The following is a 25,122-nucleotide window of genomic DNA, read 5'->3' as shown; positions in this document are numbered from 1 at the left end:
CAGGGCCGGGCGCTCCTGGGACAGGTGAGGGGTGTCGCGGCGGCCGGTGCACAGCCCCGAGCCGCACCGTGCCGCCGCGACGTCGATCAGCAGAAGGCGCCGAGACTGGCCCACACTTCTGCCGGGCTGGTGACGCCCTCGCGCTCGACACTGGCCTCGATGAGGCCGTACGAGCGGTCGGACGCGTAGAAGACCTCGTTCGGGTTGTCGAGCCCGAACGGCTCGAGGTCGACGACGAAGTGGTGCTTGTTCGGCATCGAGAACCGGATCTCGGCGAGCTCGGGGTGCGCGACGAGCGCCGCCTGGCCCATCTCGAAGAGCGTGGTCTGCAGCGCGGCCGAGTAGTTCTCGGTGAACGCCTCGAGCAGGATCGCCTTCACGCTGTCGTAGACCGCGTTGTAGCCGACCTCGGCGCCCGGGACGTAGCGCCAGCGGGTCGAGACGCTCGTCGCGAGGATCCGGTCGGCGGTCTCGGGGAGCGTCGTGTACCGGTCGCGCGGGTAGCCCTCGAAGCCCGAGCGCGTGGTCTTCAGCACCGTGAGGTCCTTGAGACCGGCGATCACGTGGCGCTCGTCGCCGTCGGCGATGACGGCCGCCGTGCGCACCTCCTGGCCCGATCGCACGAACGCGTGGTCGTGCTGCTCGCCGTGCGCGACGATGCGCTCCCACGCGTAGCTCTCGGCGAGCCAGCGGCCGCCGGTCACCCAGTCGAAGCTCCCGGTGAAGTGGTCGGCCAGGCGCAGCAGGAACTGCTCGGGCGAGCCCACGCCGTCGCGGGCGAACGCGAAGATCGTGTTCTTCTGCGTGTCGGTCGCGACCACGTGCGCGTTGTCGCCGTCGAGGTGGGCTCCCGCGAAGTCGCCGCGCAGCTGCGACGTGACGTTCAGGTCCTCGATCTCGTGGCGATTGGTGTCGCGGGTCACCTTGACGACGCGCACCTCGGCCTTGCCGTACTGGTTCGCACCGAGGACGATGCCGGAAGAGCCGGCGACATGCTCGAGGTTCACTGCGTCATTCCTGGTCAGGATGTCGGTCATCTTCTTCTCTCTAGCTTCCTCGGTAGGTTGAATAGGCGAACGGGCTCAGCAGCAATGGCACGTGGTAGTGCCGCCCCTCCTCGACGACGAGGAAGGTGAGCTGAACCTCGGGGTAGAAGGTCTCGGTGCCGCGCGCGGCGAACCACGATCCGGTGTCGAACCGCAGTCGGTACTCGCCGACCGGAACCTGCTCGGGGCCGAGCTGCTTCGCCCGGCCGTCGACGTCGGTGGCTCCGGTGCCGATGACCAGCCATCCGTCGCCCTCGCGGGCTGACAGCTCGACCTCGACGCCCTCGGCCGGCCTGCCGACCGTGGAGTCGAGCACGTGCGTGGTGATCTGCGAGACGCTCATGGCGCGACGATTCCCTTCAGTCTGAGCACCGCGATCTGCCGCAACTGATCTGCGACGATCGGTGCCTCCTGTTCATCGGTGTTGCCGAGCCGCTCGTCGAGCGCGGCGAGGATCTCCCCAGCGCTGCGCCCTGCCGCCCGGATCAGGAACACCCGACCGAAGCGCCGCTCGTAGGCGAGGTTGCCCTCGAGGAGTGCGGCCGACACCGCGGCATCCGGTCGGTCGACGCCCGCCTGCTCGGCCCGCGAGAGGCGGGCCTCGGTGTGGGTGCCGGCGGCGCGGTCGCCGATGCGGGGGTGATGTGCGAGGGCCCGTTCGATCTCGTCGGCCTCGAACGGCGACGCCGCGAGTTCGGCGGCCGCCAGCAGCAGTTCGGCCGAGGCGAACGGCCGCGCGTCGGCGAGCTCGGCGCACCAGCGATCGACGTCGACGCACGGGCGCAGCAGCGCGATCGCCTCGTCACGGCTCATCGCGTTGAACGCGTCGACGCCCGTCACGACCACGGTGCTCACGCGCCCACCTCGACGGATGCCGCGGCGAGCGTCTCGCGCAGACGGGCGACGTGGCCGGCCGGCGCGACGTCGTACTCGAGCCACGCGACGTCGCCGGAGGCATCGACCACGAACGTGGAGCGGATGAGTCCGTCGAACGTGCGGCCCTCGACCGTCTTCTGCCCCCACGCGCCCCACGCTCGCGCCACGTCGGCGTCGACGTCGGAGAGCAGCGGGAACGAGAGCTGCTCCGCCGCGGCGAACTCGGCGAGCCGTTCGACGGGGTCGGGCGAGATGCCGATGACCGTGTAGCCGTCGGCGGCGAGCGAGGCCAGGTTGTCGCGGAAGTCGCAGGCCTCGGTCGTGCAGCCCGGCGTGAACGCCGCCGGGTAGAAGTAGACGATGACCGGGCCGCCGCGGAACTCCGCGAGGGTGCGCACGGCGCCCGAGGCGTCGGGGATGGCGAAGTCGGGGGCCGGTCGCCCGGCCTCGAGCTCGTCGGAGGAGGTGATCATGGTGCTCCGTTCGTGGAATCGGATCTGGGTCGGGGTCGAGGTCGGGGCGGGCGCCGCGGCGGCCGCCGGGGCCGTCGTCGATGCGGGTCGGTCCGGTGCGCCGACCTGCCGTTCGGCCCCGCGTGCGAGCAGCCGCCCGCGCGGAACCTCGCGGTCGATCGGCTCGCCGGCGAGGTAGGTGTCGCGCACGACGCCGCTGAGCTCGCGGCCGTCGTACGGGGTGACGGGATGGCGGTGCTCGAGCGAGGTCGCGTCGACCGTGAACCGCGCGTCTGGGGCGAACACCGCGAAGTCGGCGTCGGCGCCGACCGCGATGCGTCCCTTCGACGCGAGGCCCACGCGCTTCGCCGGCGCCGCGGACATCCAGTCGACCACTCGGGCCAACGGGATGCCGCGACGACGGGCCTCGGTCCAGACGACCGGGAGCCCGAGCTGCAGGGAGGCGATGCCGCCCCACGCCTCGACGAAGTCTCCGTCGCCCGCGAACTTCAGCTCGGGTGTCGCCGGCGAGTGGTCGGTGACGACGAAGTCGATGCCGCCGGATTCGAGCCCCTGCCAGAGCGCGTCGCGGTTGGCGCCCTCTCGGATCGGCGGACAGCACTTGAACGCGGTCGCGCCCTGCGGGATCTCCTCGGCGGTGAGGGTCAGGTAGTGCGGGCAGGTCTCGACGCTCAGGTCGACGCCCGCCTCCTTGGCGGCGTCGATGCGGCCGAGCGAGTCGGCCGAGCTGAGATGCAGGATGTGGGCTCGCGCCCCGGTGCTCGTCGCGCGCTCGATGACGTCGGCGACGGCGGCGTCCTCGGCGGCACGGGGCCTCGAGGCGAGGAAGTCGGCGTACTCGACGCTGTGCGGATGCGGCGCCTCGTCGATGACGTGCGCGTCTTCGGCGTGCACGATGAGCATCGAGTCGTGGCGCGCGATGACCTGCATCGCGGCCTCCATCTCGTCGGTCGTGACCGCGGGGAACTCGTCGACGCCCGAGTGCAGCAGGAAGCACTTGAACCCGAATACGCCGGCCTCGATGAGCGGCTCCAGGTGCCCGAGGTTGCCCGGTACCACGCCGCCCCAGAACCCGACGTCGACGAACACGCGCCCGTCGGCAGAGGCCCGCTTGGTCTCGAACGCCTCGAGCGAGATGGTGGGCGGAACGCTGTTGAGGGGCATGTCGACGATGGTGGTGACGCCGCCGGCCGCGGCCGCACGCGTCGCGGAGGTGAACCCCTCCCACTCGGTGCGGCCGGGCTCGTTCACGTGCACGTGCGTGTCGACGAGCCCCGGAAGGAGCACCTCGTCGTCGGCGACCTCGAGGGTGCGCGCACCCGCCAGGCCCGTGCCGAGCGGGGCGATGCGGGCGATCGTGCCGTCGCGCACGCCGATCTCGAGTGCCGAGAAGGCGCCGTCGACGAGCACCCGCTCGCCGCGCAGCACCAGATCGAAGCGGTCGGATGCCTCGTGCCCGGATGCCTCGTGCCCGGCTGCGACCGTCAGGTCGCTTGCGATCTGCACACCGAGCTCGGCCGCGACCCGCTCGAGCAGGTCGGGCGCGTGCTCGATGGCACGGGCGAGGTCGGGCTCGAGGTCGGTGACGGAGTGCACCCCGGCGAATCCGGCTGCACGCAGCGCCGCAGGTTCGAGCGTCGTGCGCCCGCACACCGCATAGGCCGGGATCCCGGCCGCGGCCGCCGCACGGGCGACCCCGACCGGGGTCTTGCCGCCGAGGCTCTGCTCGTCGAGGCTGCCCTCGCCGGTGATCACGGCATCGGCGTCGCGCAGCGCCTCGACGAGTCCGGTGAGGTTGATGACCACGTCGATGCCCGAGCGGCGCACGGCGCCGAGCAGGGCGATCGCCGCGAACCCGAGGCCGCCGGCAGCACCGGCGCCCGGCTCGAGCGCCGCAGTCCGCGGTCGGCGGCTCGCCGCGGCATCCGTCGCCTCGAGCACGTCGACGAAGCGCGCGAGCGCGGCGTCGAGCGTCGCCACATCGGCCGGGGAGGCGCCCTTCTGCGGACCGAAGACCGCAGCGGCGCCGGTCGGCCCGAGCAGCGGGTTGTCGACGTCGCTCGCGAGCACGATCGATGCGTCGGCCAGGCGAGGGTCGAGGCCGTCGAGCGCGATGGAGGCGAGGCCGTGCAGCGCGGACCCGCCGAGCGGCAGGTCGCGGCCCGACGCGTCGAGCAGGCGCGCACCGAGCGCCACGAGGAGCCCGGCGCCGCCGTCGGTCGAGGCGCTGCCGCCGATGCCGAGCACGAGCTCCCGGCACCCGGCGTCGAGCGCGGCCCGCACGAGCCCACCCGTGCCGTGGCTGGTGGCGCCGAGCGGGTCGGCGACGCCACCCGGCAGCAGGTCGAGCCCCGTGGCGCGCGCCGACTCGATGACAGCGACGCGTCCGCGAACGGCGAACTGCGCTTCGACCTGGACCCCGGTCGGGCCGAGCACGACGACCGTGCGCGGTTCGAAGCCCGCCGCGATCGCCGCGTCGAGCGTGCCCTCGCCGCCGTCGGCGACGGGCACCGACACCACCTCGACTCCGGGCACCGCGGCCCGCAGCCCCGAGGCGACGCGCTGCGCCACCTCGGGGGCGGTCAGCGACCCCTTGAACTTGTCGGATGCGACGACGATGCGCACGATCAGGCCTGCTGCAGCGCGAGGATGGCGGTGGGAGCGTCGCCCGACGACAGCGCGAGTTCCTCGAACTCGTTCACGCCGTCGATCTCGACGCCCATCGAGATGTTCGTCACGCGCTCGAGGATCACCTCGACGACGACCGGCACCCGGTGCTCGGCGAGGAGCGATGCCGCCTCGGCGAACGCCGCACCGAGGTCTTCGGGGCGCTCGACTCGCACGGCCTTGCAGCCGAGCCCCTCGGCGACCTTCACATGGTCGACGCCGTAGCCCTGCGCCGTGCTCGTGCCGTCCTGGGGCGTATTGATGTTCTCGAACGCGAGCGACACGTGGTAGTCCATCTCGAAGCCGCGCTGCGACTGGCGGATGAGCCCGAGGTAGCTGTTGTTCACGACGACGTGGATGTAGGGCAGGTTGAACTGGGCCCCGACCGCGAGCTCCTCGATCATGAACTGGAAGTCGTAGTCGCCCGACAGCGCCACGACGGTCTCGCCCGGCTTGCCCCGCACGACGCCGAGCGCCGCGGGGCCGGTCCACCCGAGCGGGCCGGCCTGCCCGGCGTTGATCCACTTGCGGGGGCCGAACACGTGCAGCATCTGCGCACCCGCGATCTGCGAGAGCCCGATGGTCGTGACGTAGGTGGTGTCGGCACCGAACGCCATGTTCATCTCCTCGTAGACGCGCTGCGGCTTGATCGGCACGTCGTCGAAGTGGGTCTTGCGCTGGAGGCGCGCCTTGCGTTCGCGCACCTCGTCCGCCCAGTCGGAGTAGTCGGGCAGGGTGCCCGAGGTGGCGCGCTCGCGTGCGACCACGAGCAGGGCGTCGAGGGCGGCTCCGGCGTCGGACACGATGCCGTAGTCGGGCGCGAAGACGCGGCCGATCTGCGTGGGCTCGATGTCGACGTGCACGAAGGTGCGCCCGCGCGTGTAGGTGTCGAGGCCGCCGGTGTGGCGGTTCGCCCACCGGTTGCCGATGCCGATCACGAAGTCGGAGGCCAGGAACGTCTCGTTGCCGTACCGGTGGGAGGTCTGCAGGCCGACCATGCCCGCCGCGAGGCGGTGGTCGTCGGGGATCGCGCCCCAGCCCATGAGCGTCGGCACGACGGGCACGCCGAGCAGTTCGGCGAGTGCCACGAGCTGCGCCGAGGCGCCGGCGTTGATGATGCCGCCACCCGCGACGATGAGCGGGCGTGCAGACGAGGTGAGCATCTCGAGCGCCTTCGTCGCCTGGGCGCGGGTCGCGGACGGCTTCGCGACCGGCAGCGGCTCGTACGTCTCGATGTCGAACTCGATCTCGGTCATCTGCACGTCGATCGGGAGGTCGATGAGCACCGGGCCCGGGCGCCCGCTGCGCATGAGCTGGAACGCCTGCTGGAACGCGCCGGGGACCTGGGCGGGCTCGAGCACGGTCATGGCCATCTTGGTGAGCGGCTTCGCGATCGACTCGATGTCGACGGCCTGGAAGTCCTCCTTGTGCAGTCTCGCGACCGGAGCCTGGCCCGTGATGCAGAGGATCGGGATCGAGTCGGCCATGGCCGCGTAGAGGCCCGTGATCATGTCGGTGCCGGCCGGGCCGGAGGTGCCGATGCAGATGCCGATGTTGCCGTCGGCCGAGCGGGAGTACCCGTCGGCCATGTGCGAGGCGCCCTCGACATGCCTGGCGAGGGTGTGGCGGATGCCGCCGTGGGCGCGCATCGCGGAGTAGAAGGGGTTGATCGCGGCGCCGGGAAGGCCGAACGCCTCGGTGGCGCCCTCCTTCTCGAGGATCAGCACGGCCGCGTCGACGGTACGCATACGAGTCATGGGAATGTCCTTACGGGATTACTCGCGCCCTGCGGCGGCGAGGGTGAGCTTGAAGAGTCCGGAGTGGTCGAGGCCGCCGTCGCCCTTCGCGACGGTCGAGCCGACGAGCTGGGCGACGTGCGCGCCGAGCGGGACGACGATGCCGGCCTCGCGGGCGGCTCCGGTGACGATGCCGAGGTCCTTGTTGTGGAGGGCCAGTCGGAATCCGGGTGCGAAGTCGCGGTCGAGCATCTTGCGCCCCTTCTGGTCGAGCACCTTCGAGCCGGCGAGGCCGCCGCCGAGCACGGCGAGCGCCGCCTCGGTGTCGACGCCGTACGCCTCGAGGAAGAGGATCGCCTCGGCGAGCGCCTGGATGTTGACGGCGACGATGAGCTGGTTCGCGGCCTTCACGGTCTGGCCGGCGCCCGACGGCCCGACGTGCACGATCGTCTTGCCGACGCCCTGCAGCACGGGCAGCGCGGCGTCGAAGTCGGACTGCTCGCCGCCGACCATGATCGAGAGCACGCCGTCGATCGCGCCCTGCTCGCCACCCGAGACGGGTGCGTCGAGCGGACGCAGGCCCGCGGCGCGGGCCTCGTCGGCGACCTGCTTGGCGACGTCGGGGCGGATGGAGGACGCGTCGATCCAGATGGTGCCCGGCGCGGCGTTCGCGATGATGCCGTCGTCGCCGCCGGCGAGGGCGACCACGTCGGGCGAGTCGGGAACCATGGTGATGACCACCTCGGCGCCCGCGAGGGCGTCGGCGACGCTGGTCGCGGCGCGGCCGCCGGCCTCGGCGAGACGTTCTGCGCGCTCGGGCGAGCGGTTGAATCCGGCGACGGTGTGGCCGGCCTGCACGAGGTTGAGGGCCATGGGCAGGCCCATGATGCCGAGTCCGATGACTGCGATGTTCGTCATGGCGGTTCCTTTGCGATGCGGTTGGTACGACGGGCGGATGTCGGGGGTGCGGGTCAATGCGCGCCGGCGGCGACGCACTCGGCCGAGTCGGAGGCCGAGTCGGAGGCCGACTCGGCTTCGGCGACCCATGCGAACGCGGTGTCGGCCGGGGACTTGTACTCGAGGCCGATCGGGCCCGCGTAGCCCAGCTCGCGGCTGCGGGCGATCCAGGCTGCGAGCGGCAGGGTGCCCGTGCCGGGAGCTCCGCGGCCCGGGTCGTCGGCGATCTGGATGTGCCCGAACGAGGCGGCGTGCTGCTCGATGACGGCCGCCGGGTCGTCGCCGTTGACGGCGAGGTGGTAGAAGTCGGCGAGGAGCTTGACGTTGTCGGCTCCGGAGGCGGCGCGGACGCGGTCGATGACGCCGAGTGCGTCTGCGGCGGTGAGCAGCGGGTAGCGGGCCGCGCCGCTCACGGGCTCGACCAGCACCGTGCCGCCGATGGCGGCGACGCCCGCCGCGGCGGCCGCGAGGTGCTCGATCGCCAGCTCGTCCTGGGCTTCGGGCGTGGCGTCGTCGACGCGGTTGCCGTAGAGGGCGTTGAACCCGCGCGTGCCGAGCTCGCGACCGATGCCGGCCACGACGTCGATGTTGTCGCGGAACTCGGCGGCGCGGGCGGGCCACGAGACGAGGCCGCGGTCGCCGCCGGGCATGTCGCCGGCGAAGAAGTTGAGGCCCGTGAGCTGCACGCCGGCGTCGCGGATCGCGGCGACGAACGCGTCGACGTCGCGGTCGGCGGGCACGGCCTCGGCGAACGGCCACCAGAACTCGACCGCGTCGAACCCGGCCGCCGCGGCGGCGGCGGGACGCTCGAGCAGCGGGTGCTCGGTGAGGAGGATCGAGCAGTTCACCGTGTAGGTCATCTCGGGGCCTTTCGGGGTTGCGCCCGGAGGTCCGAGCGGCGGTGCTTGGTGCGAGTGATGGTGCAGGTGCGAGACGGATTCGAGGTTCTCAATGTTTCACATCGTGGAATCTCTCTCCCGCTGTGTGAAAAGAGTAAGCGAAGATGCCGAGGGCGTCAACCACCGCGCGATATTCGTCCGCCCGGGCGCGGCCGAGACGACGGAACGCCCGGAACCGCGCGGGTTCCGGGCGTTCAGGACACGGCTCGCGTTCGCCTAGGTGAGGCGGATCTGCCGGTTCGTGTCCTTGTACAGCAGGTAGCGGAACGGCTCGGGCCCTCCCGCGTAGCAGGCCTGCGGGCAGAAGGCGCGCAGCAGCATGTAGTCGCCGGCCTCGCACTCGACCCAGTCGTCGTTGAGCCGGTACACCGCCTTGCCCTGGAGCACGAACAGCCCGTGCTCCATGACGTGCGTCTCGGCGAACGGGATCGACCCGCCCGGTTGGAACGTCACGATGTTGACCTGCATGTCGTGCGAGAGGTCGGCCGAGTCGCTGAACCGCGTGGTCGCCCACGCTCCGCCCGTGTCGGGCATCGGCACCGGCTCGACGTCCTGGTCGCGCGTGACGAACGACGCGGGCGGGGCGATGCCGTCGACCCGCTCGTACGCCTTGCGGATCCAGTGGAAGCTCGTGATCTCGTCGCCCTCGTTCGCGAGCGACCACTCGGCACCGGGCGCGAGGAACGCGTAGCCGCCCTCCTCGAGCACGTGCCGCTCGCCCTCGAGGGTGAGCACGAGCGCGCCCGTCGTGACGAACACGACGCCCTCGACGCCGTCCTCGACCTCGGGCCTCGGTGCGCCGCCCCCCGGGGAGATCTCGACGATGAGCTGCGAGAAGGTGGTCGCGCCGCCCGCGACGGGCCGCGCGATGATCCACGAGCGCGTGCCGGTGAATCCCGGGAGCGTGCTCGTGACGATGTCGCGCAGCACCCCCTTCGGGATGAACGTGTACGCCTGCTTCACGACCGCGCGGTCGGTGAGCAGGTCGGTCTGGGGCGGCAGCCCGCCCCTCGGGGTGTAGTAGGTCATGTGCTTCCTTGTTTCGTGGACGCTCGGCCGCGGCCGAGACGGATGACGGATGTCGGCGCGGCTCAGGCCGTCGTCGCGAGCGCAGCGGCCAGCCGGGGGTGCGCCAGCCCGACGAGCTCGGCACGGTGGATGCCGATGTCGGCCGCGACCTCGTCGAGGCCGATCGCGCCGCACGCGACGCCGCGCAGCACGACTCCGGCGAGGGCGCGGGCCGTGGCCGGCTCGTCGAGCACGGCGCCCGGCGTGCGTTCGAGGTAGGCGCGCAGTCGGGCGGATGCCTCGGGGTAGGCCTCCCGGTAGAAGGCGAACGTCGCGAGGTACCGGGTCGGCAGCTGGTTGGGGTGCAGGTCCCAGCCCTGGGCGTACCCGTGCTCGAGCGAACGGCGCACGAGGCGCGCATGCAGCGCCCACGCGGCATCCGCCCCGTCACCGACGGGCAGGATGTTCGTCGAGCCGTCGGAGAGGCGGATGCCGGTGCCCGCGACCGCGAGCTGCATGATGCCCTTCGCGAGGTCGGCCGCCGGATGCTCCATCGACTGGTACCTCGCGGCGATCGCGAGGGAGGCGCTGTAGTCGTAGGTGCCGTAGTGCAGCGCCGAGATGCGGCCGGGGGCGGCGAGCGGCAGCTGCGCGACCGGCGAGGTGCCGTCGGCGCCGAGCACGAGCTGCGGCGTCTCGACCTGCACCTCGAACCGGATGCGCCCGTCGGGCAGCCCGTGCGCTCGCTCGAGCGCTCCGGCGATCTCGGCCATGGCCTCCACCTGCGCCACCGTCGAGACCTTCGGCAGGGTCAGCACGAGCCCGTCGGGCAGGCTGCCCTCGTCGACGAGTCCGCCGATGAAGAGATCGAGCGTGCGCAGTGCGCGAGCCCGCGTGGGGGCCTCGAAGCACTTGAACCGGATGCCGATGAACGGCGGGGCGACGCCCGCTCGCACGGCCTCGGCGACCCGCGACGCGGTGGCCGCGGCATCCGCGTCCTCGATGTCGTCGCCGCGGTCGCCGTAGCCGTCTTCGAAGTCGAGGCGGAGGTCTTCGATCGGCTCGCGTGCGAGCTTCTCGGCGACCCTGGGCACGACGAGGTCGGCGACGGAGCGTTCGATGCCGACGTGCGACGCGAGCCGGTCGAGTCCGCCGGCGGACTCGACCGCCTCGAGGGCGGCGCGACCCCACTCGGCGGCCAGCCCGGGTTCGAACCGGTCGGCCGGCACGTACACGGTGTGCACGGGCTGACGCGACCCGTCGTCGCCGGGGTACGCCCGCTCGAGCAGCGAGTCGGTCTCGAGGAGGCGGGCGTCGATCGCGGCGACGTCGGCCTGGGTGAGGACGGCGCCCATGCTCAGTCCAGCAGCTCGTAGGCGGGCAGCGTGAGGAAGTCGACGTACTCGCTCGACAGGCAGATGTCGGCGATCAGCGCCGCGGCGGGCTCGTAGTGGCGGGCGAATACGTCGGGGGCGACCTCGCCGCGCAGGCGCTCGACCTCCTCGGCGAGCACCGAGCGCACGAGCTCCGGGCTGATGCGCCGACCCGTGTCGGCGAAGACGACCTCGTTGCGGAGCTGCTGCCACACCTGCGAACGGGAGATCTCGGCCGTCGCGGCATCCTCCATCAGGTTGTGGATCGCGACCGCGCCGTTGCCCGACAGCCACACGGCCGTGTAGGCGACGGCGACGTAGAGGTTGGCGCGGAGGCCCGCCTCGGTCACCTCGCCGACCGCGGAGGCCACGTCGAGCAGTTGCGCGGCGGTGACCTCGACCTCGGGCCGCTGTCGCTCGACCTGGTTCGGCCGGTCGCCGAGCGCCGCATCGAAGACCTCGCGGCACACCGGCACCAGGTCGGGATGGGCGACCCACGACCCGTCGAACCCGTCGCCGGCCTCGCGGGTCTTGTCGGCGCGGACCTTCTCGAATGCGGCGGCCGTGACCTCGAGGTCGTTGCGGTTCGGCACGACGGCGGCCATGCCGCCCATCGCGACGGCGCCACGACGATGACAGGTCTTCACGAGCAGCTCGGTGTAGGCGCGCATGAAGGGCGCGGTCATGGCCACCGAGGCGCGGTCGGGCAGCACGAACGCCTCGCCGGCGTCGCGGAACACCTTGATGAGGCTGAACAGGTAGTCCCACCGGCCGGCGTTCAGGCCGGAGGCGTGCTCGCGGAGCTCGAAGAGGATCTCGTCCATCTCGAAGGCCGCGGGGATCGTCTCGATCAGCACGGTCGCGCGGATGGTGCCGCGGTCGAGGCCGACGTACTCCTGAGCGAACACGAAGACGTCGTTCCAGAGCCGGGCCTCCCGGTGGCTCTCGAGCTTCGGCAGGTAGTAGTAGGGGCCGTGGCCGTTGGCGAGCAGCAGCTGGGCCGTGTGGAAGAAGTGCAGGCCGAAGTCGACGAGGGCGCCCACCGCCGGCTCGCCGTCGATGAGCACATGGCGCTCTGACAGGTGCCAGCCCCGCGGGCGCGTGACGACGGTCGGTCGACGGAGGTCGGTGCGAAGGGCGTAGGGCTTGCCGGCCGGCGAGGTGTACGCGAGGGTGCCGAGGGCGGCGTCGCGCAGGTTCTTGATGCCGCCGACGACGTTGTCCCAGGTGGGACTCGTCGCGTCTTCGAGGTCGGCCAGCCACACGCGGGCACCCGAGTTCAGCGCGTTGATCGCCATCTTCGGCGGCGCGGCAGGGCCGGTGATCTCGACGCGGCGGTCGAGCAGGGCGTCGGGAACGGATGCCACGTGCCAGTCGCCCTCGCGCACCTCACGGGTCTCGGGGAGGAAGTCGAGCGTGCCGCCCGCGGCGATGGCCTCGCGCCTCGTGCGACGCGCGGCGAGCAGCTCGTCGCGGCGGCCGGCGAACCTCCGGTGGAGCTCGGCGACGAAGGCGAGCGCCTCGGGGGTGAGGATCTCGTCGCCGCCCTCGATGCTCGTGGCGCGGGTGATCTCGATGGCGCCTGCCGGCGCCGTGAGGGGCGGTGCCGTGACGGCCGGTGCCGTGACGGCCGGTGCGGTCGGGGTGGTCATGCTGCGGATTCCTCCTGGGTTTCGACGAGGGCGGAGCGCCTGGCGGCCGCGGCGGCGACCGATTCGGCGACGACGCGTGCGACGTCCGGGTCGAACACGCTCGGGATGATGTAGCTCGCATTGAGCTGGTCCTCCCGTACGCAGGACGCGATCGCCTCGGCCGCCGCGACGAGCATCTCGGGCGTGATGTCGACGGCGCCCGAGTCGAGCAGCCCGCGGAAGAAGCCCGGGAAGGCGAGCACGTTGTTGATCTGGTTCGGGAAGTCGCTGCGGCCGGTCGCGACGACCGCGGCGTGGCGCGCGGCGACCACCGGGTCGACCTCCGGGTCGGGGTTCGCCATGGCGAACACGATCGCCCGATCGGCCATCGCTTCGATGTCGGCCTCGACGAGGAGGTTCGGCGCACTCACCCCGATGAAGACGTCGGCGCCGACGAGCACCTCCGAGAGGGTGCCGCGCACGCCCTGCAGGTTGGTGTGCTCGGCGATCCACGTGCGGTGCGGGTCGTCGTAGCTCTCGCCGCGGTGGATGGCCCCCGTGCGGCTGCACGCGACGATGTCGCGCGCGCCCTCGGCGACGAGCAGCTGGATGATCGCCGAGCCGGCCGCGCCGACGCCGGAGACGACGATCCGCACGTCGGAGAGGCGCTTGCCGACGAGACGGAGGGCGTTCACGAGCGCGGCCAGCGTCACGATCGCGGTGCCGTGCTGGTCGTCGTGGAAGACGGGGATATCGAGCTCCTCGCGCAGGCGGCGCTCGATCTCGAAGCAGCGCGGCGCCGCGATGTCCTCGAGGTTGACGCCGCCGTAGACCGGCGCGAGCGCCTTCACGATGGAGATGATCTCCTCGGTGTCCTGCGTGTCGAGCGCGACCGGCCAGGCGTCGACGTCGGCGAACTGCTTGAACAGTGCGGCCTTGCCCTCCATGACGGGGATCGAGGCGAGAGCGCCGATGTTGCCCAGGCCGAGCACGGCCGACCCGTCGGTCACGACGGCGATGGTGTTCCCCTTGACGGTGAGGCGCCGGGCGGCGGCTGGCTCGTCGGCGATCGCGAGGCACACGCGCGCCACGCCGGGCGTGTACGCGCGGGACAGGTCGTCGCGGTTGCGCAACGGCGCCTTCGGCACGATCTCGAGCTTGCCGCCGGCGTGCAGCCGGAAGGTGCGGTCGGCGACGTCGCGCACGATCACGCCGTCTCGAGCGGCCAGCGCCACGGCGACCTGCGTCGCGTGCTCGGCGCTCACGGCGTAGCACGTGAGATCGACGAGCACTCGGTCGCCGGTCGACTCACTGACGTCGACCGCGGTGACCACCGCGCCGGCTTCGGCGACGGTGACGACGAGTTCGCTCGTGGCCGTGACGCCGGCGGGCGCCTCGACCCGCAACTGGATGGAATAGCCGGGGCTCGGATTCGCCATCGAATGTCCTGTTCCGGATGGTCCTGACCATCCTCGATCACCTGCTGAAGCAGTAGATGTTTTCGTATGATGGAGATTATTCTCTGCTATTCGGAAAAGCAAGAGCAGGCGGCGAAGTTCGCCTCCCGCGCGGCGCCGGTGCGATATCTTGACTGGACCCGGCAGGTTTCCGCGATGCGGATATCGACTGCCGCCATGCATGAATCGAAGTGGAGCATCCCGGATGGCCGACAGCCCCAACGACGGCGTCAAGTCGGTCGCCCGAGTCTTCGACCTCCTCGAGCTCATCGCCGACGCCGGCGGCGACGTGACCCTGAGCGAGCTCTCGACGATGGCCGAGCTGCCGCTGCCGACGATCCACCGACTGCTGCGCACACTCGTCTCACTCGGGTACGCCCGGCAGCTCGCGAACCGCCGGTACGCGCTCGGCCCGCGGCTCGTGCGCCTCGGCGAGGTCGCGAACCGGCAGTTCGGCCACCTGGCCAAGCCCCAGCTCAAGACCCTCGTCGACCGCCTCGGCGAGACGGCCAACCTCGCCACCATCGACGGCGACCAGGTCATCTACGTCTCGCAGGCGCCGTCACCGCACGCGATGCGCATGTTCACCGAGGTCGGCCGCCGCTCCAGCCTGCACACCACGAGCGTCGGAAAGGCGATCCTCGCCACGCTCGACGACGAGACCGTGCGCGAGATCGTCGCTCGCACCGGCCTGCCGAAGTCGACCGAATTCTCGATCGACTCCGTCGAGCGTCTGCTCGACGACCTGCGCCTCAGCCGCGAGCGGGGCTACGCGATCGACGACAACGAGCAGGAGATCGGCGTGCGTTGCTACGCCATGGCCGTGCCCGGCGCCCCCGTGCCGACCGCGGTCTCGGTCTCGGGCCCGGTCGCCCGCGTCGACGAGGCGTTCGCCGAGCGCGCGATCCCCGTGCTGCGCGAGACCGTGCTCGACATCTCCACGGCGATCTCGAGCTGATCCGCCGCGCCGCGTCGCCCACCGAGGGACGACGCGAGTCCATCGCGCTCGCATCTCGCACGTCGGCACCTCGGCACCCCGGCGCGCCTCGCACGTCGCATCTCGCGCGTGGATCCTCGCACGTCGGGACCCGTCGACGACCGCGCGTGGCGAGCCGACGCCGAACCCTTGACCTCCCCCGACACCTTCGCTTACTCTTTCCGTAATTCAGAATATGAATTCCACAATTCGGAAGTTGCACCGGTCGGAAGGAGCGAGAACATGTCCCACCAACGCCAGGAGCCCGGCGTCGTCGAACGCCCCTACGCCTTCACCGCATCGAACGCGATCGACCCCGACATCCACATGCCCGCTCGCGCCGAGCGCGGGCACGGCTGGTTCGCCCGCGTCTTGCAGCGCACACCGGTGCTCCGGTGGCTTACGACCTGACGGCAGGCCCTGACATCCGCTCTGTGGAATCTTGATTTCGAAGGGCAAGAACTGCCTGTTCGAGGCGCAGTATCATGAGATGACTGCCCGAGGCAGGCGCGGTGCGAGGTGGGGCCATCGGGGCCCCGGTGCCGCAGGTGTCGACGTCGACACCGAATGCAAGGAGATCCGATGCACGACATCGTCGTCACCGTCAACGGGCTCGCCCGGTCATTGAACGGAATCCCCACCCACACGACCGCGCTCGACTGGCTGCGCGAAACCGGCCTCCCGGGCAGCAAGGAGGGATGCGCCGAAGGGGAATGCGGTGCGTGCGCCATGCTGCTCGCGACGCCCACCCCCGACGGCGGCACGGCCTGGACGCCGGTCAACGCGTGCCTCGTGCCGGCTGCGGCGCTGAACGGGCAGGAGATCGTGACCGCCGAGGGCCTCGGCGGCCCCGACGACCTGCACCCCGTGCAGGCCAAGCTCGCCGAGGCCGGCGGGTCGCAGTGCGGCTACTGCACCCCCGGGTTCGCCTGCAGCATGGCCGGCGAGTACTACCGCGCAGACCGCGCACCGCAGGAGATCGGCGCGACGCCGGATGTCGCGGCCACCGCCACGGAACACGACGCCGCCTGTCCGGCGGGCGCCGACGGCCGCCCAGCGCACGACGCTGGGCACGACGCAGAGCACGGCCCCAACGGCTTCGACCTGCACGCGCTGAGCGGCAACCTGTGCCGCTGCACCGGCTACCGCCCCATCCGCGACGCCGCCTACACGCTCGGATCCCCCGAGGCCGACGACGAGCTCGCCGCGCGCCGGCTCCGGCCTGCGCCGGAACCCGTACCCACCGACCTCGCCGTCGACGGCAACCGCTTCGTGCGGCCCGGCACGCTCGACGAGGCGCTCCGCATGCTGCACGACGAACCGACCGCGGTGCTCGTGGCCGGCTCGACCGACTGGGGCGTCGAGGTGAACCTGCGCGGCCGCCGCGCACCGCTCGTGATCGCGATCGAGCAGCTCGACGAGCTGCGCGGACTCGAGATCGGCGACGACGTCATCGAGATCGGCGCCGCCCTGCCGCTGTCCGAGATCGAACGGCGCCTCGACGGCCGCGTCCCGTTGCTCGCGAAGCTCCTCCCGCAGTTCGCGTCGCGGCTCATCCGCAACCGCGGCACCATCGGCGGCAACCTCGGCACCGGCTCCCCCATCGGCGACACGCCCCCGGCGCTGCTCGCCCTCGGCGCGCGCATCGTGCTCGCGTCGGTCGACGGCGAGCGCGAGGTCGACCTCGCCGAGTACTTCACCGGCTACCGGCAGACCGTGCGGGCGGGCGACGAGCTCATCCGCGCCATCCGCATCCCCCTGCCGCTCGCACCCGTGACCGGCTTCCACAAGATCGCCAAGCGCCGGTTCGACGACATCTCGAGCGTCGCCGTCGCCTTCGCCCTCGACATCCGCGACGGCATCGTCGTCGATGCCCGCATCGGACTCGGCGGCGTCGCCGCGACCCCGCTCCGGGCTCGCGCCACCGAGGCGGCGCTCATCGGGCGGCCGTGGAACATCGCGACCGTGCGCGCCGCGTCGGCCGTGCTGCGCACCGAGGGCACCCCGATGTCCGATCACCGTGCGAGCTCGGAGTACCGCTCCCTGATGCTGGGCACGTCCCTGCTGAAGCTGTACAGCACGACCGTCATCGAATCGAAGGAGGTCTCGGCATGAGCGCCCTCGCCGAACGCCCCGCCAACCCCGTGGTCGGCCTGAACGCCGCGCACGAGAGCGCGAAGCTGCACGTGACGGGTGCCGCGATGTACACCGACGACCTCGCCGCCCAGACGGTCGGCACCCTCACGGCGTGGCCCGTGCAGTCCACGAACGCGCACGCCAGGGTCACGATCGACGTCGCCCCCGCCTACGACGTGCGTGGGGTCGTGCGCGTGCTCACCGCCGCCGACGTGCCCGGCATCAACGACGCCGGCATCAAGCACGACGAGCCGCTGTTCCCGAGCGAGGCGATGTTCTACGGCCACGCCCTCGTCTGGGTGCTCGGCGAGACGCAGGAGGCCGCGCGCCTCGGCGCGGAGGCCGTCCGCGTCGAGTACGAGCCGCTGCCGTCGTACATCACCGTGCAGGAGGCGATCGCCGCCGAGTCGTTCCAGGGCATCGCGCGCACGGTCGTGCGCGGCGACGCGGCGGAGGCCATGGCGGCATCCGATCGCGTCTTCGAGGGCGTCACCGAGTTCGGCGGCCAGGAGCACTTCTACCTCGAGACGCACGCCTCCTTCGCGATCCGCGATTCGGAGGGCCAGTACTTCGTGCAGTGCTCGACCCAGCACCCCTCCGAGACGCAGGAGATCGTCGCGCACGTGCTCGGCATCCCGAGCAACGAGGTCACGGTGCAGTCGCTCCGCATGGGCGGCGCCTTCGGCGGCAAGGAGATGCAGCCGCACGGGTTCGCGGCCATCGCCGCGCTCGGCGCGAAGCTCACCGGCCGGCCCGTGCGCCTGCGCCTGAACCGCACCCAGGACATCACGATGACCGGCAAGCGGCATCCGTTCCACATCGAGTGGAAGGTCGGGCTCACGGCCGACGGCATGCTGCAGGCGCTCGAGGCCACGCTCACGGCCGACGGCGGCTGGAGCATCGACCTGTCGGAGCCCGTGCTCGGGCGCGCGCTCTGTCATCTCGACAACGCCTACTGGATCCCGAACGTGCACGCCGACGGCCGCATCGTGAAGACGAACAAGACCTCGCAGACCGCGTTCCGCGGGTTCGGCGGGCCGCAGGGCGTGTTCCTCATCGAGGACATCCTCGGTCGCGTGGCGCCCGCCCTGGGCATCGCGCCCGCCGACCTGCGACGGCGCAACTTCTACCGGCAGGGCCAGTCCACCCCGTACGGCCAGCTCGTGAAGGACGCCGGGCGCATCGAGGCGATCTGGAGCGAGTTGCTCGCCGACAGCGACTTCGCCGCGCGCACGGCCGAGATCGAGGCGTTCAACGCGACGAGTCCCGACCTCAAGCGGGCCCTCGCGATCACGCCCGTGAAGTTCGGCATCTCGTTCAACTTCGCCGCGTTCAACCAGGCCGGCGCGCTCGTGCACGTCTACAAGGACGGGTCGGTGCTCATCAACCACGGCGGCACCGAGATGGGCCAGGGCCTGCACACCAAGATGCTGCAGGTCGCCGCGACCGCGCTCGGGCTCGAGCTGCACCAGGTGCGCCTCGCGCCCACGCGCACCGACAAGGTGCCGAACACGTCGGCGACCGCGGCCTCGTCGGGCGCCGACCTCAACGGCGGCGCGGTCAAGAACGCGTGCGAGCAGATCCGCGACCGCATCGCCAAGGTCGCCGGGCGCCTGCTCGACGTCGACGAACGCGATGTGCGCTTCGAGGCCGGCCGCGTGTCAGGGCTCGGCAAGCCGGGCAGCCTGGCGTTCGCCGATGTGGTGAACGCCGCCTACCTGCAGCGCGTGCAGCTCTGGGCCGCGGGCTACTACCGCACCGAGGGCCTGCACTGGAACCCCGACATCATGCAGGGCTCTCCCTTCAAGTACTTCGCCTACGGCTGCGCGGCCACCGAGGTCGAGGTCGACGGCTTCACGGGCGCCTACCGCGTGCGCCGGGTCGACATCGTGCACGACGTCGGCGACTCGCTCTCGCCCATGATCGACATCGGCCAGATCGAGGGCGCCTTCGTGCAGGGCATGGGATGGCTCACGCTCGAGGAGTTGCGCTGGGACGAGAGCGACGGGCCGCACCGCGGCCGCCTGCAGACGCAGTCGGCTAGCACGTACAAGCTGCCGAGCTTCTCGGAGATGCCGGAGGAGTTCCACGTGCGCCTGTTCGAGCGCGCCACCGAGGACGGCGCCGTCTACGGCTCGAAGGCCGTCGGCGAGCCGCCGTTCATGCTCGGGTTCAGCGCGCGCGAGGCCATCCGCGAGGCCGTCGGGGCGTTCGGCCCGGCCGAGCACAGCGTCGAGCTCGGCTCGCCCGCGACCCCCGAGGCCGTCTTCTGGGCGATCGAGTCGGCGCGTGCCGCGGCATCCGTTCTCGATGGGGCCGTCGAGAACACCGCAACACCGGCGACGGATGCCGCGGGCGGGCCTCCACCCGTTCGCGAGACGGTCGACGCCTGATGTCCGCGCGCACGCTGGACTGGCTCGACGCCCTGCGGCGGCTGCGCGATGAGCGCACGCCGGCCGTGGTCGTGACGCTGGCCATGGTGCGCGGCCACGCGCCCCGCAACGGCGGCGCGAAGATGGTGGTCGCCCCGGCCGAGCTGTTCGGCACGGTCGGAGGCGGCAATCTCGAGGCCACCGCGGTGCGCCGCGCCAGGGAGATGCTCGCCGTCGGCGACGGCGAGCCGCAGCTGCTGACCCTGGCGCTCAGCGACAAGGCCGTCACGGAGTACGGCGTGCAGTGCTGTGGAGGGGAGGTCACGATGCTGCTCGAACCCGTGCAGGTGGTTCCGTCGGTCGCGGTGTTCGGCATCGGGCACGTCGGCCTCGAGCTCGCGCGGATCCTCGCGCGGCACGAGCTCGACCTGCACCTCGTCGACTCGCGCGCCGACATGCTCGCGCCCGCCCGGCTCGAACCGCTCGCGGATGCCGTCGCCACCGTGCACGTGCACCACGCCCCCGTGCCGGAGGCCGCGCTCGCAGACCTCGAGCCCGGTGCGCACGTGCTGGTGATGACGCACGACCACATCGAGGACCTCGCGATCGTCGAGACCGCGCTCCGCACCGACGGGCTCGGCTCGATCGGGCTCATCGGATCGTCGTCGAAGTGGGCCAGGTTCCGCAAGAAGCTGCGCGAGGTCGGTCACGACGACGCGGCGATGGCCAGGGTCACGACGCCGATCGGCATCCCCGAGGTCGCCGGCAAGGCGCCGGCGGTGATCGCCGTGAGCGTCGCGGCACGCCTGCTGCAGCTCATCGAGGAGGCGCGGGGCACCGCTCGCCCGGCGGCGCCCGAAGCTGCCGAAACGTCCGAAGCATCCGAAGCACCTGAGGCATCCGAAGCGCCCGACGCCGCTGAAGCACCAGATGCCGCTGCGGCACCCGAGCTCGCAGCGGCACCCGTCACCGCGCGATGACAGCCAGGGCGCCCGGGTCGGCGATCGTCACGGGCGCCGGCAGCGGCATCGGGCGCGCCATCGCGATCGCCCTGCTCGACGACGGCTGGGGGGTGACCTTCGCTGGCCTGCATGCCGAGACGCTGCGCGACGCTGCGGGCCGGTGCTCCGAGCCGCCCCACCCCGGCACGGGAGCGCCGGACGACGAGCCGACGGCCGACCGCGGCATCCGCTCGAACGCGCTCGTGGTCGAAGCCGACGTGAGCGATCCGGCGAGCGTCACAGCTCTCTTCGCAGCGCACGCCGCTCGGTTCGGCCGCCTCGACCTGCTCGTGAACAACGCCGGCACGTTCGGTCCGGCCGCGGATGTCGGCGAGCTCGACCCCGACGCCTGGCAGGCCACGCTGGCCGTCAACGTCACCGGCTCAGTGCTCTGCGCCGGCGCCGCGTTCCGACAGATGCGCGACCAGCGGCCGCAGGGCGGCCGCATCATCAACAATGCGTCGATCTCGGCGCAGTCGCCGCGGCCGAGGTCGGTCGCCTACACGACGACCAAGCACGCGATCACGGGCCTGTCGAAGTCGATCGAGCTCGACGGCCGCCCGTACGGCATCACCTGCACCCAGATCGACGTCGGCAACGTGCGCACCGGCCTGCTCGACGCGCTCAACGGCGCGGGGGCCGTGCAGGCCGACGGCACGCTCCGGGTCGAGCCGAGCATGGACGCCGCCCCGCTGGCCGAGCTGGTCGCGCACATCGCGGCGCTCCCCCTCGGCGTCAGCGTTCCGCACCTCACGGTCACCGCAGCGGGCATGCCGTTCGTCGGTCGCGGCTGAGGCCGCACTCCGCGTCGCACCGGGCCGATGCACCGGGCCGATGCACCGGGCCGACCACGCGCCGACGCCGACGGCACTGCCGCGACATCCGTCAGACACGACGACGCCCCGCACCGGCTCCGGGGAGCGGTGCGGGGCGTCGGTCACGGTCACCTCATCGTGGCCGCGTGAGGACTCCGACGTCTCGGAGCCGGGCTCAGCCGGCCGCGGCGATGACCGCCTCGATCGGACCGCGCACGAAGTAGAGCGCGAAGCCCGCGGCGACGAGCCACAGCAGCCAGTGCACCTTTCGGGCACGGCCCGACGCGGCGTTGATGAGCGCCCACGAGATGAAGCCGACCCCGATGCCGTTCGCGATCGAGTACGTCAGCGGCATGGTGACGATCGTCAGGAACGCCGGCAGGGCGATCGCGAACTTGCGGAAGTCGATCTCGACGACCTGCGCCATCATCATGGCGCCCACGACGACCAGTGCTGCGGAACCGACCTCGATCGGCACCACGAGCGTGAGCGGGGTCAGGAACGTCGAGGCGAAGAACAGCAGCCCCGTCACGACCGAAGCGAGGCCCGTGCGGGCGCCCTCGCCGATGCCCGACGCACTGTCGACGAACACCGTGTTCGAGGAGGTCGAGGTCACGCCGCCCACGATGGCGCCGGTGCCCTCGATGATGAACGCCGAGCGGAGGCGCGGGAACGTGCCGTCCTTCGCGGCGACGCCCGCATTCTTCGCGAGCCCCGTCATGGTGCCCATCGCGTCGAAGAAGTTCGTGAACACGAGCGTGAACACGAGCATCGTCGCCGAGAGCACGCCGATGCGCTCGAAGGCACCGAACAGGTCGAACTGGCCGACGAGTCCGAAGTCGGGCACGGTGAAGATCTGGCTCGGCAGCTCGGGGATGGTCATGTGCCATCCGTTCGGGTCCTCGAAGCTCGGGCCGAGCTTCAGCAGCGACTGGGCGATGATCGCGACGATCGTCGTCGCCACGATGCCGATCAGGATGCCGCCGGGCACCTTTCGGGCCACGAGGATGCCGATGAGCACGACGCCGAGCAGGAAGATCGCGGTCGGGATCGACGTGATCGACCCGGCGTCGCCGAGCTGCACGGGCGGACCACCGGGCGTGCGGGTCACGAACCCGCTGTCGACGAACCCGATGAACGCGATGAACAGGCCGATGCCGACCGTGATCGACGCCTTCAGCGCCTTCGGCACCGCGCGGAAGATCGCCGTGCGCGCCCCGGTGGCACCGAGGATCACGATGATCACGCCGTTGATGACGACGAGGCCCATGGCCTCCTGCCACGTGACGTTGCCCACGACGGAGACCGCCAGGAAGGAGTTGATGCCGAGCCCCGCGGCGATCGCGAACGGCAGGCGCGCGACGATGCCGAACAGGATCGTCATGACGCCGGCCGTCAGGCCGGTCGCGGCGCCGACCTGCGCGGGGTCGAGGAAGTGGCCCTCGACGTCGGAGGCGTTGATGCCGCCGATGATGAGCGGGTTGAGGATGACGATGTACGCCATCGTCACGAACGTGACGATGCCGCCGCGGATCTCACGGCCGTACGTCGAGCCGCGCGCGGTGATCTCGAAGAAGCGGTCGAGTCCGCCCTTGATCGTGGCCGGCGCCTCGGGTTCGGGCGTGGGGTCCGCGTCGTTGCGGACGGAGGTGGGTTGTGACACGGGTGGATCTCCTGCTCAGTAGTCGATACGAGAGATGTTGCTGTTCCACTCGGTGAAGGGTGCCACTCGATGCGCTGCCCCGAGGTCGATGTTGGCGACGGGCATGATCGCGGTGTCTTCACTGCCTCCCTCGAAGTAGCGATAGAAGACGGCGTCGTCGAATCCCGCGTCGGCTGCGTCGTCGCGGTCGGCCGCGAAGTACACGCGGTCGATGCGAGCCCACAGGGCCGAGGCGAGGCACATGGGGCACGGTTCGCAGCTCGTGTAGAGCGTCGCACCCGTGAGGTCGAACGTGCTCTGGCCCTGGCACGCGTTGCGGATGGCCGAGACCTCCGCGTGCGCGGTCGGGTCGAGGTTGGCCGTCACGCGGTTCACGCCCTCGTACACGTTGCCGTCTGCGGTGACGACGATCGCGCCGAACGGGCCGCCGGCCTCGCGCACGTTCTGCGTCGCGAGATCGACCGCGCGGGCGAGGTACGATGCCGCGACCTGCGCCGGATCGGATGCCGCGACCGGGGTCGCGTCGGTGAGGAGTGCCGTGGGTGCCGTGCTGGCGAACGTTTCCATGATGAGTCGAGCTTCCTTGCTGTCTCGCCATCGGATGGGGCCCGAAATCGGGTGGATCCACATCGATCCGGCGGGTTCTTCGTCAGGGGGTGGAGTGTCGGCATCCGGACCTTCGTGGGGCCGGCTGGGGCTGCGGGTACGACGATAACAGCGGATTCGACGAACTTCTACACCTTTTTGAAATCGATTTTCCGTTCAGCGAAAACTTTGGAGCCGGGATCCGTCGCTCCGGTGTTAGCGTTGACGCCACGAGAGGGATGGTGGAGCATGACGCGACGACTCGCGTCGACCGGTCGCACGGTCGACCTCCTCGACCGCCCCTTGCGGGACCTCCGCATCTCGGTGACCGACCGCTGCAACTTCCGCTGCGTGTACTGCATGCCGAAGACCGTGTTCGGGCGCGACTACGCGTTCCTCGACCGTGACGAGCTGCTGAGCTTCGAGGAGATCACCCGCATCGCGCGCGTCGCTGCGGCGCACGGCGTCGAGAAGCTGCGCCTCACGGGCGGCGAACCGCTGTTGCGCCGAGGCCTCGAGGAGCTCATCGCGCAGCTGGCCGAGCTGCGCACGCCCGACGGTCGGCCGCTCGAGATCGCCCTCACGACCAACGGCTCGGCGCTCGCGATGAAGGCCGCCTCGCTCAAGGCCGCCGGGCTCACGCGCGTCACCGTCTCGCTCGACTCGCTCGACGACGAGCTGTTCCAGGCGATGAACGACGTGCGGTTCCCGGTGGGTCGCGTGCTCGACGGCATCCAAGCCGCGCACGACGCCGGCCTCGGCCCCGTCAAGGTCAACATGGTCGTCAAGCGCGGCCTCAACGACCACGAGATCCTGCCCATGGCCGAGCACTTCAGGGGCACGCCGTTCACGCTGCGCTTCATCGAGTACATGGATGTCGGCACGTCGAACGGGTGGGAACTCGGCGAGGTCGTGCCGTCGGCCGAGATCGTCGAGCGCATCGGCGAGCGGATGCCGCTGGCCCCCGTGGGTGCGACGGCACCCGGCGAGACGGCCGCCCGCTGGCGCTACGTCGACGGCGGCGGCGAGATCGGCGTGATCTCGAGCGTCACGCAGGCCTTCTGCGGCACGTGCAACCGGGCCCGGATCTCGACCGAGGGGCGCCTGTTCACGTGCCTGTTCGCCTCGGAGGGGCACGACCTGCGGGCGCTGCTGCGCGGCGGCATCGACGACGATGGGCTGGCCGACGCCATGGGCGCGATCTGGGGTGCCCGCGCCGACCGCTACTCAGAGGTGCGCGCGACGCTCACGCCCGAACTGCGCGCGGCCCGGCCCAAGGTCGAGATGAGCTACATCGGCGGCTGACGCCCAGCGGCGTGCTGGTCTCGAGACACTGCGTTCCTCGACCGGCGAGCCCGGTGGCTCAGCGGCTATGCCGTCGGCGGCTCGGGGTGGGCTCGGCGCATCTCGTCGGCGAGGCCCGGATTGCGTTCGCCGAGGTGCGCGATGAC

20 protein-coding genes and 2 pseudogenes are annotated in these 25,122 nt (G+C 71.3%); 7 read left to right on the top strand and 15 right to left on the bottom strand.

What is annotated here, in order from left to right; translation table 11 throughout:
• Window positions 1–86: 86 nt before the first annotated feature.
• The 13 genes and pseudogenes from pucL to ATC03_RS05255 all read right to left on the bottom strand — a co-directional run bounded on the left by pucL (window position 87) and on the right by ATC03_RS05255 (window position 14,105).
• Window positions 87–1,037: a factor-independent urate hydroxylase gene (gene pucL, locus ATC03_RS05305; protein ID WP_067874039.1), complete on the bottom strand. Its 951-nt coding sequence runs from the start codon at window positions 1,035–1,037 to the stop codon at window positions 87–89.
• Window positions 1,038–1,047: 10 nt separating this feature from the next.
• Window positions 1,048–1,389, bottom strand: coding sequence for a hydroxyisourate hydrolase (gene uraH, locus ATC03_RS05300; protein ID WP_067874035.1), 342 nt, complete (start codon window positions 1,387–1,389; stop codon window positions 1,048–1,050).
• The gene (gene uraD / locus ATC03_RS05295) at window positions 1,386–1,859 is read right to left on the bottom strand and encodes a 2-oxo-4-hydroxy-4-carboxy-5-ureidoimidazoline decarboxylase (protein WP_067881503.1); all 474 of its coding nucleotides are present in this window, start codon (window positions 1,857–1,859) and stop codon (window positions 1,386–1,388) included. Before uraD ends, uraH begins: the two co-directional genes overlap by 4 nt.
• A gap of 38 nt (window positions 1,860–1,897) precedes the next feature.
• On the bottom strand, window positions 1,898–2,395 hold the full coding sequence (gene bcp, locus ATC03_RS21220; RefSeq protein WP_169829239.1) for a thioredoxin-dependent thiol peroxidase: 498 nt from the start codon (window positions 2,393–2,395) through the stop codon (window positions 1,898–1,900).
• A 117-nt stretch (window positions 2,396–2,512) separates the two neighbouring features.
• Window positions 2,513–3,883: pseudogene (gene allB, locus ATC03_RS21245) on the bottom strand (allantoinase AllB); the annotation flags it as partial.
• Window positions 3,884–3,964: 81 nt separating this feature from the next.
• Window positions 3,965–4,966, bottom strand: a pseudogene (locus tag ATC03_RS21240) (glycerate kinase); the annotation flags it as partial.
• 56 nt (window positions 4,967–5,022) lie between these two features.
• A complete protein-coding gene (gcl, locus tag ATC03_RS05285) occupies window positions 5,023–6,819 on the bottom strand; it encodes a glyoxylate carboligase (RefSeq protein ID WP_067874029.1) in 1,797 nt (598 codons plus the stop codon).
• Window positions 6,820–6,837: 18 nt separating this feature from the next.
• On the bottom strand, window positions 6,838–7,716 hold the full coding sequence (locus tag ATC03_RS05280; protein WP_067874026.1) for a 2-hydroxy-3-oxopropionate reductase: 879 nt from the start codon (window positions 7,714–7,716) through the stop codon (window positions 6,838–6,840).
• Between the two features lie 53 nt (window positions 7,717–7,769).
• On the bottom strand, window positions 7,770–8,615 hold the full coding sequence (locus ATC03_RS05275) for a hydroxypyruvate isomerase family protein (protein ID WP_067874023.1): 846 nt from the start codon (window positions 8,613–8,615) through the stop codon (window positions 7,770–7,772).
• 255 nt (window positions 8,616–8,870) lie between these two features.
• Complete coding sequence (locus ATC03_RS05270) at window positions 8,871–9,683, bottom strand: bifunctional allantoicase/(S)-ureidoglycine aminohydrolase (protein ID WP_067874020.1); 813 nt, start codon at window positions 9,681–9,683, stop codon at window positions 8,871–8,873.
• A gap of 62 nt (window positions 9,684–9,745) precedes the next feature.
• On the bottom strand, window positions 9,746–11,017 hold the full coding sequence (locus tag ATC03_RS05265) for a DUF6986 family protein (RefSeq protein ID WP_067874016.1): 1,272 nt from the start codon (window positions 11,015–11,017) through the stop codon (window positions 9,746–9,748).
• Window positions 11,018–11,019: 2 nt separating this feature from the next.
• Window positions 11,020–12,687: a malate synthase A gene (gene aceB / locus ATC03_RS05260; protein WP_084003304.1), complete on the bottom strand. Its 1,668-nt coding sequence runs from the start codon at window positions 12,685–12,687 to the stop codon at window positions 11,020–11,022.
• Window positions 12,684–14,105, bottom strand: coding sequence for an NAD-dependent malic enzyme (locus tag ATC03_RS05255; RefSeq protein ID WP_067874013.1), 1,422 nt, complete (start codon window positions 14,103–14,105; stop codon window positions 12,684–12,686). The genes aceB and ATC03_RS05255 overlap by 4 nt, the downstream gene beginning before the upstream one ends.
• Window positions 14,106–14,328: 223 nt before the next feature.
• On the opposite strand from ATC03_RS05255, the gene ATC03_RS05250 reads away from it, so the two are divergent.
• The 6 genes from ATC03_RS05250 to ATC03_RS05230 all read left to right on the top strand — a co-directional run bounded on the left by ATC03_RS05250 (window position 14,329) and on the right by ATC03_RS05230 (window position 21,402).
• Window positions 14,329–15,081 (top strand): IclR family transcriptional regulator, encoded by a 753-nt coding sequence (locus ATC03_RS05250; protein ID WP_067874010.1) that lies wholly within the window; start codon window positions 14,329–14,331, stop codon window positions 15,079–15,081.
• Window positions 15,082–15,342: 261 nt separating this feature from the next.
• The gene (locus tag ATC03_RS20510) at window positions 15,343–15,510 is read left to right on the top strand and encodes a hypothetical protein (protein WP_156997194.1); all 168 of its coding nucleotides are present in this window, start codon (window positions 15,343–15,345) and stop codon (window positions 15,508–15,510) included.
• Window positions 15,511–15,681: 171 nt separating this feature from the next.
• The gene (locus tag ATC03_RS05245) at window positions 15,682–17,214 is read left to right on the top strand and encodes a xanthine dehydrogenase small subunit (protein ID WP_067874007.1); all 1,533 of its coding nucleotides are present in this window, start codon (window positions 15,682–15,684) and stop codon (window positions 17,212–17,214) included.
• Complete coding sequence (xdhB, locus tag ATC03_RS05240) at window positions 17,211–19,628, top strand: xanthine dehydrogenase molybdopterin binding subunit (protein ID WP_067874004.1); 2,418 nt, start codon at window positions 17,211–17,213, stop codon at window positions 19,626–19,628. The genes ATC03_RS05245 and xdhB overlap by 4 nt, the downstream gene beginning before the upstream one ends.
• Window positions 19,628–20,587 (top strand): xanthine dehydrogenase accessory protein XdhC, encoded by a 960-nt coding sequence (xdhC, locus tag ATC03_RS05235; RefSeq protein ID WP_084003303.1) that lies wholly within the window; start codon window positions 19,628–19,630, stop codon window positions 20,585–20,587. Before xdhB ends, xdhC begins: the two co-directional genes overlap by 1 nt.
• Window positions 20,584–21,402 (top strand): SDR family oxidoreductase, encoded by an 819-nt coding sequence (locus tag ATC03_RS05230; protein ID WP_067874001.1) that lies wholly within the window; start codon window positions 20,584–20,586, stop codon window positions 21,400–21,402. Before xdhC ends, ATC03_RS05230 begins: the two co-directional genes overlap by 4 nt.
• A 196-nt stretch (window positions 21,403–21,598) precedes the next feature.
• On the opposite strand, the gene ATC03_RS05225 is transcribed toward ATC03_RS05230, so the two are convergent.
• On the bottom strand, window positions 21,599–23,086 hold the full coding sequence (locus tag ATC03_RS05225; RefSeq protein WP_067873998.1) for an NCS2 family permease: 1,488 nt from the start codon (window positions 23,084–23,086) through the stop codon (window positions 21,599–21,601).
• A gap of 15 nt (window positions 23,087–23,101) precedes the next feature.
• Window positions 23,102–23,653, bottom strand: a complete 552-nt coding sequence (locus tag ATC03_RS05220) for a nucleoside deaminase (RefSeq protein ID WP_084003302.1) — start codon at window positions 23,651–23,653, stop codon at window positions 23,102–23,104.
• A 267-nt stretch (window positions 23,654–23,920) separates the two neighbouring features.
• Here ATC03_RS05220 and moaA point away from each other — a divergent pair, with 267 nt between their 5' ends.
• On the top strand, window positions 23,921–24,976 hold the full coding sequence (moaA, locus tag ATC03_RS05215) for a GTP 3',8-cyclase MoaA (protein WP_067873996.1): 1,056 nt from the start codon (window positions 23,921–23,923) through the stop codon (window positions 24,974–24,976).
• The last annotated feature ends 146 nt before the right edge of the window (window positions 24,977–25,122 follow it).

Source organism: Agromyces aureus (assembly GCF_001660485.1).
Lineage (GTDB): Bacteria > Actinomycetota > Actinomycetes > Actinomycetales > Microbacteriaceae > Agromyces > Agromyces aureus.
This window is presented reverse-complemented; position numbering and strand designations above follow the sequence as displayed.

Coding starts and splice junctions, on each gene's coding strand:
- pucL (WP_067874039.1), bottom strand. CDS start 1,037: ATGACCGACATCCTGACCAGGAATGACGCAGTGAACCTCGAGCATGTC.
- uraH (WP_067874035.1), bottom strand. CDS start 1,389: ATGAGCGTCTCGCAGATCACCACGCACGTGCTCGACTCCACGGTCGGC.
- uraD (WP_067881503.1), bottom strand. CDS start 1,859: ATGAGCCGTGACGAGGCGATCGCGCTGCTGCGCCCGTGCGTCGACGTC.
- bcp (WP_169829239.1), bottom strand. CDS start 2,395: ATGATCACCTCCTCCGACGAGCTCGAGGCCGGGCGACCGGCCCCCGAC.
- gcl (WP_067874029.1), bottom strand. CDS start 6,819: ATGACTCGTATGCGTACCGTCGACGCGGCCGTGCTGATCCTCGAGAAG.
- ATC03_RS05280 (WP_067874026.1), bottom strand. CDS start 7,716: ATGACGAACATCGCAGTCATCGGACTCGGCATCATGGGCCTGCCCATG.
- ATC03_RS05275 (WP_067874023.1), bottom strand. CDS start 8,615: ATGACCTACACGGTGAACTGCTCGATCCTCCTCACCGAGCACCCGCTG.
- ATC03_RS05270 (WP_067874020.1), bottom strand. CDS start 9,683: ATGACCTACTACACCCCGAGGGGCGGGCTGCCGCCCCAGACCGACCTG.
- ATC03_RS05265 (WP_067874016.1), bottom strand. CDS start 11,017: ATGGGCGCCGTCCTCACCCAGGCCGACGTCGCCGCGATCGACGCCCGC.
- aceB (WP_084003304.1), bottom strand. CDS start 12,687: ATGACCACCCCGACCGCACCGGCCGTCACGGCACCGGCCGTCACGGCA.
- ATC03_RS05255 (WP_067874013.1), bottom strand. CDS start 14,105: ATGGCGAATCCGAGCCCCGGCTATTCCATCCAGTTGCGGGTCGAGGCG.
- ATC03_RS05250 (WP_067874010.1), top strand. CDS start 14,329: ATGGCCGACAGCCCCAACGACGGCGTCAAGTCGGTCGCCCGAGTCTTC.
- ATC03_RS20510 (WP_156997194.1), top strand. CDS start 15,343: ATGTCCCACCAACGCCAGGAGCCCGGCGTCGTCGAACGCCCCTACGCC.
- ATC03_RS05245 (WP_067874007.1), top strand. CDS start 15,682: ATGCACGACATCGTCGTCACCGTCAACGGGCTCGCCCGGTCATTGAAC.
- xdhB (WP_067874004.1), top strand. CDS start 17,211: ATGAGCGCCCTCGCCGAACGCCCCGCCAACCCCGTGGTCGGCCTGAAC.
- xdhC (WP_084003303.1), top strand. CDS start 19,628: ATGTCCGCGCGCACGCTGGACTGGCTCGACGCCCTGCGGCGGCTGCGC.
- ATC03_RS05230 (WP_067874001.1), top strand. CDS start 20,584: ATGACAGCCAGGGCGCCCGGGTCGGCGATCGTCACGGGCGCCGGCAGC.
- ATC03_RS05220 (WP_084003302.1), bottom strand. CDS start 23,653: ATGGAAACGTTCGCCAGCACGGCACCCACGGCACTCCTCACCGACGCG.
- moaA (WP_067873996.1), top strand. CDS start 23,921: ATGACGCGACGACTCGCGTCGACCGGTCGCACGGTCGACCTCCTCGAC.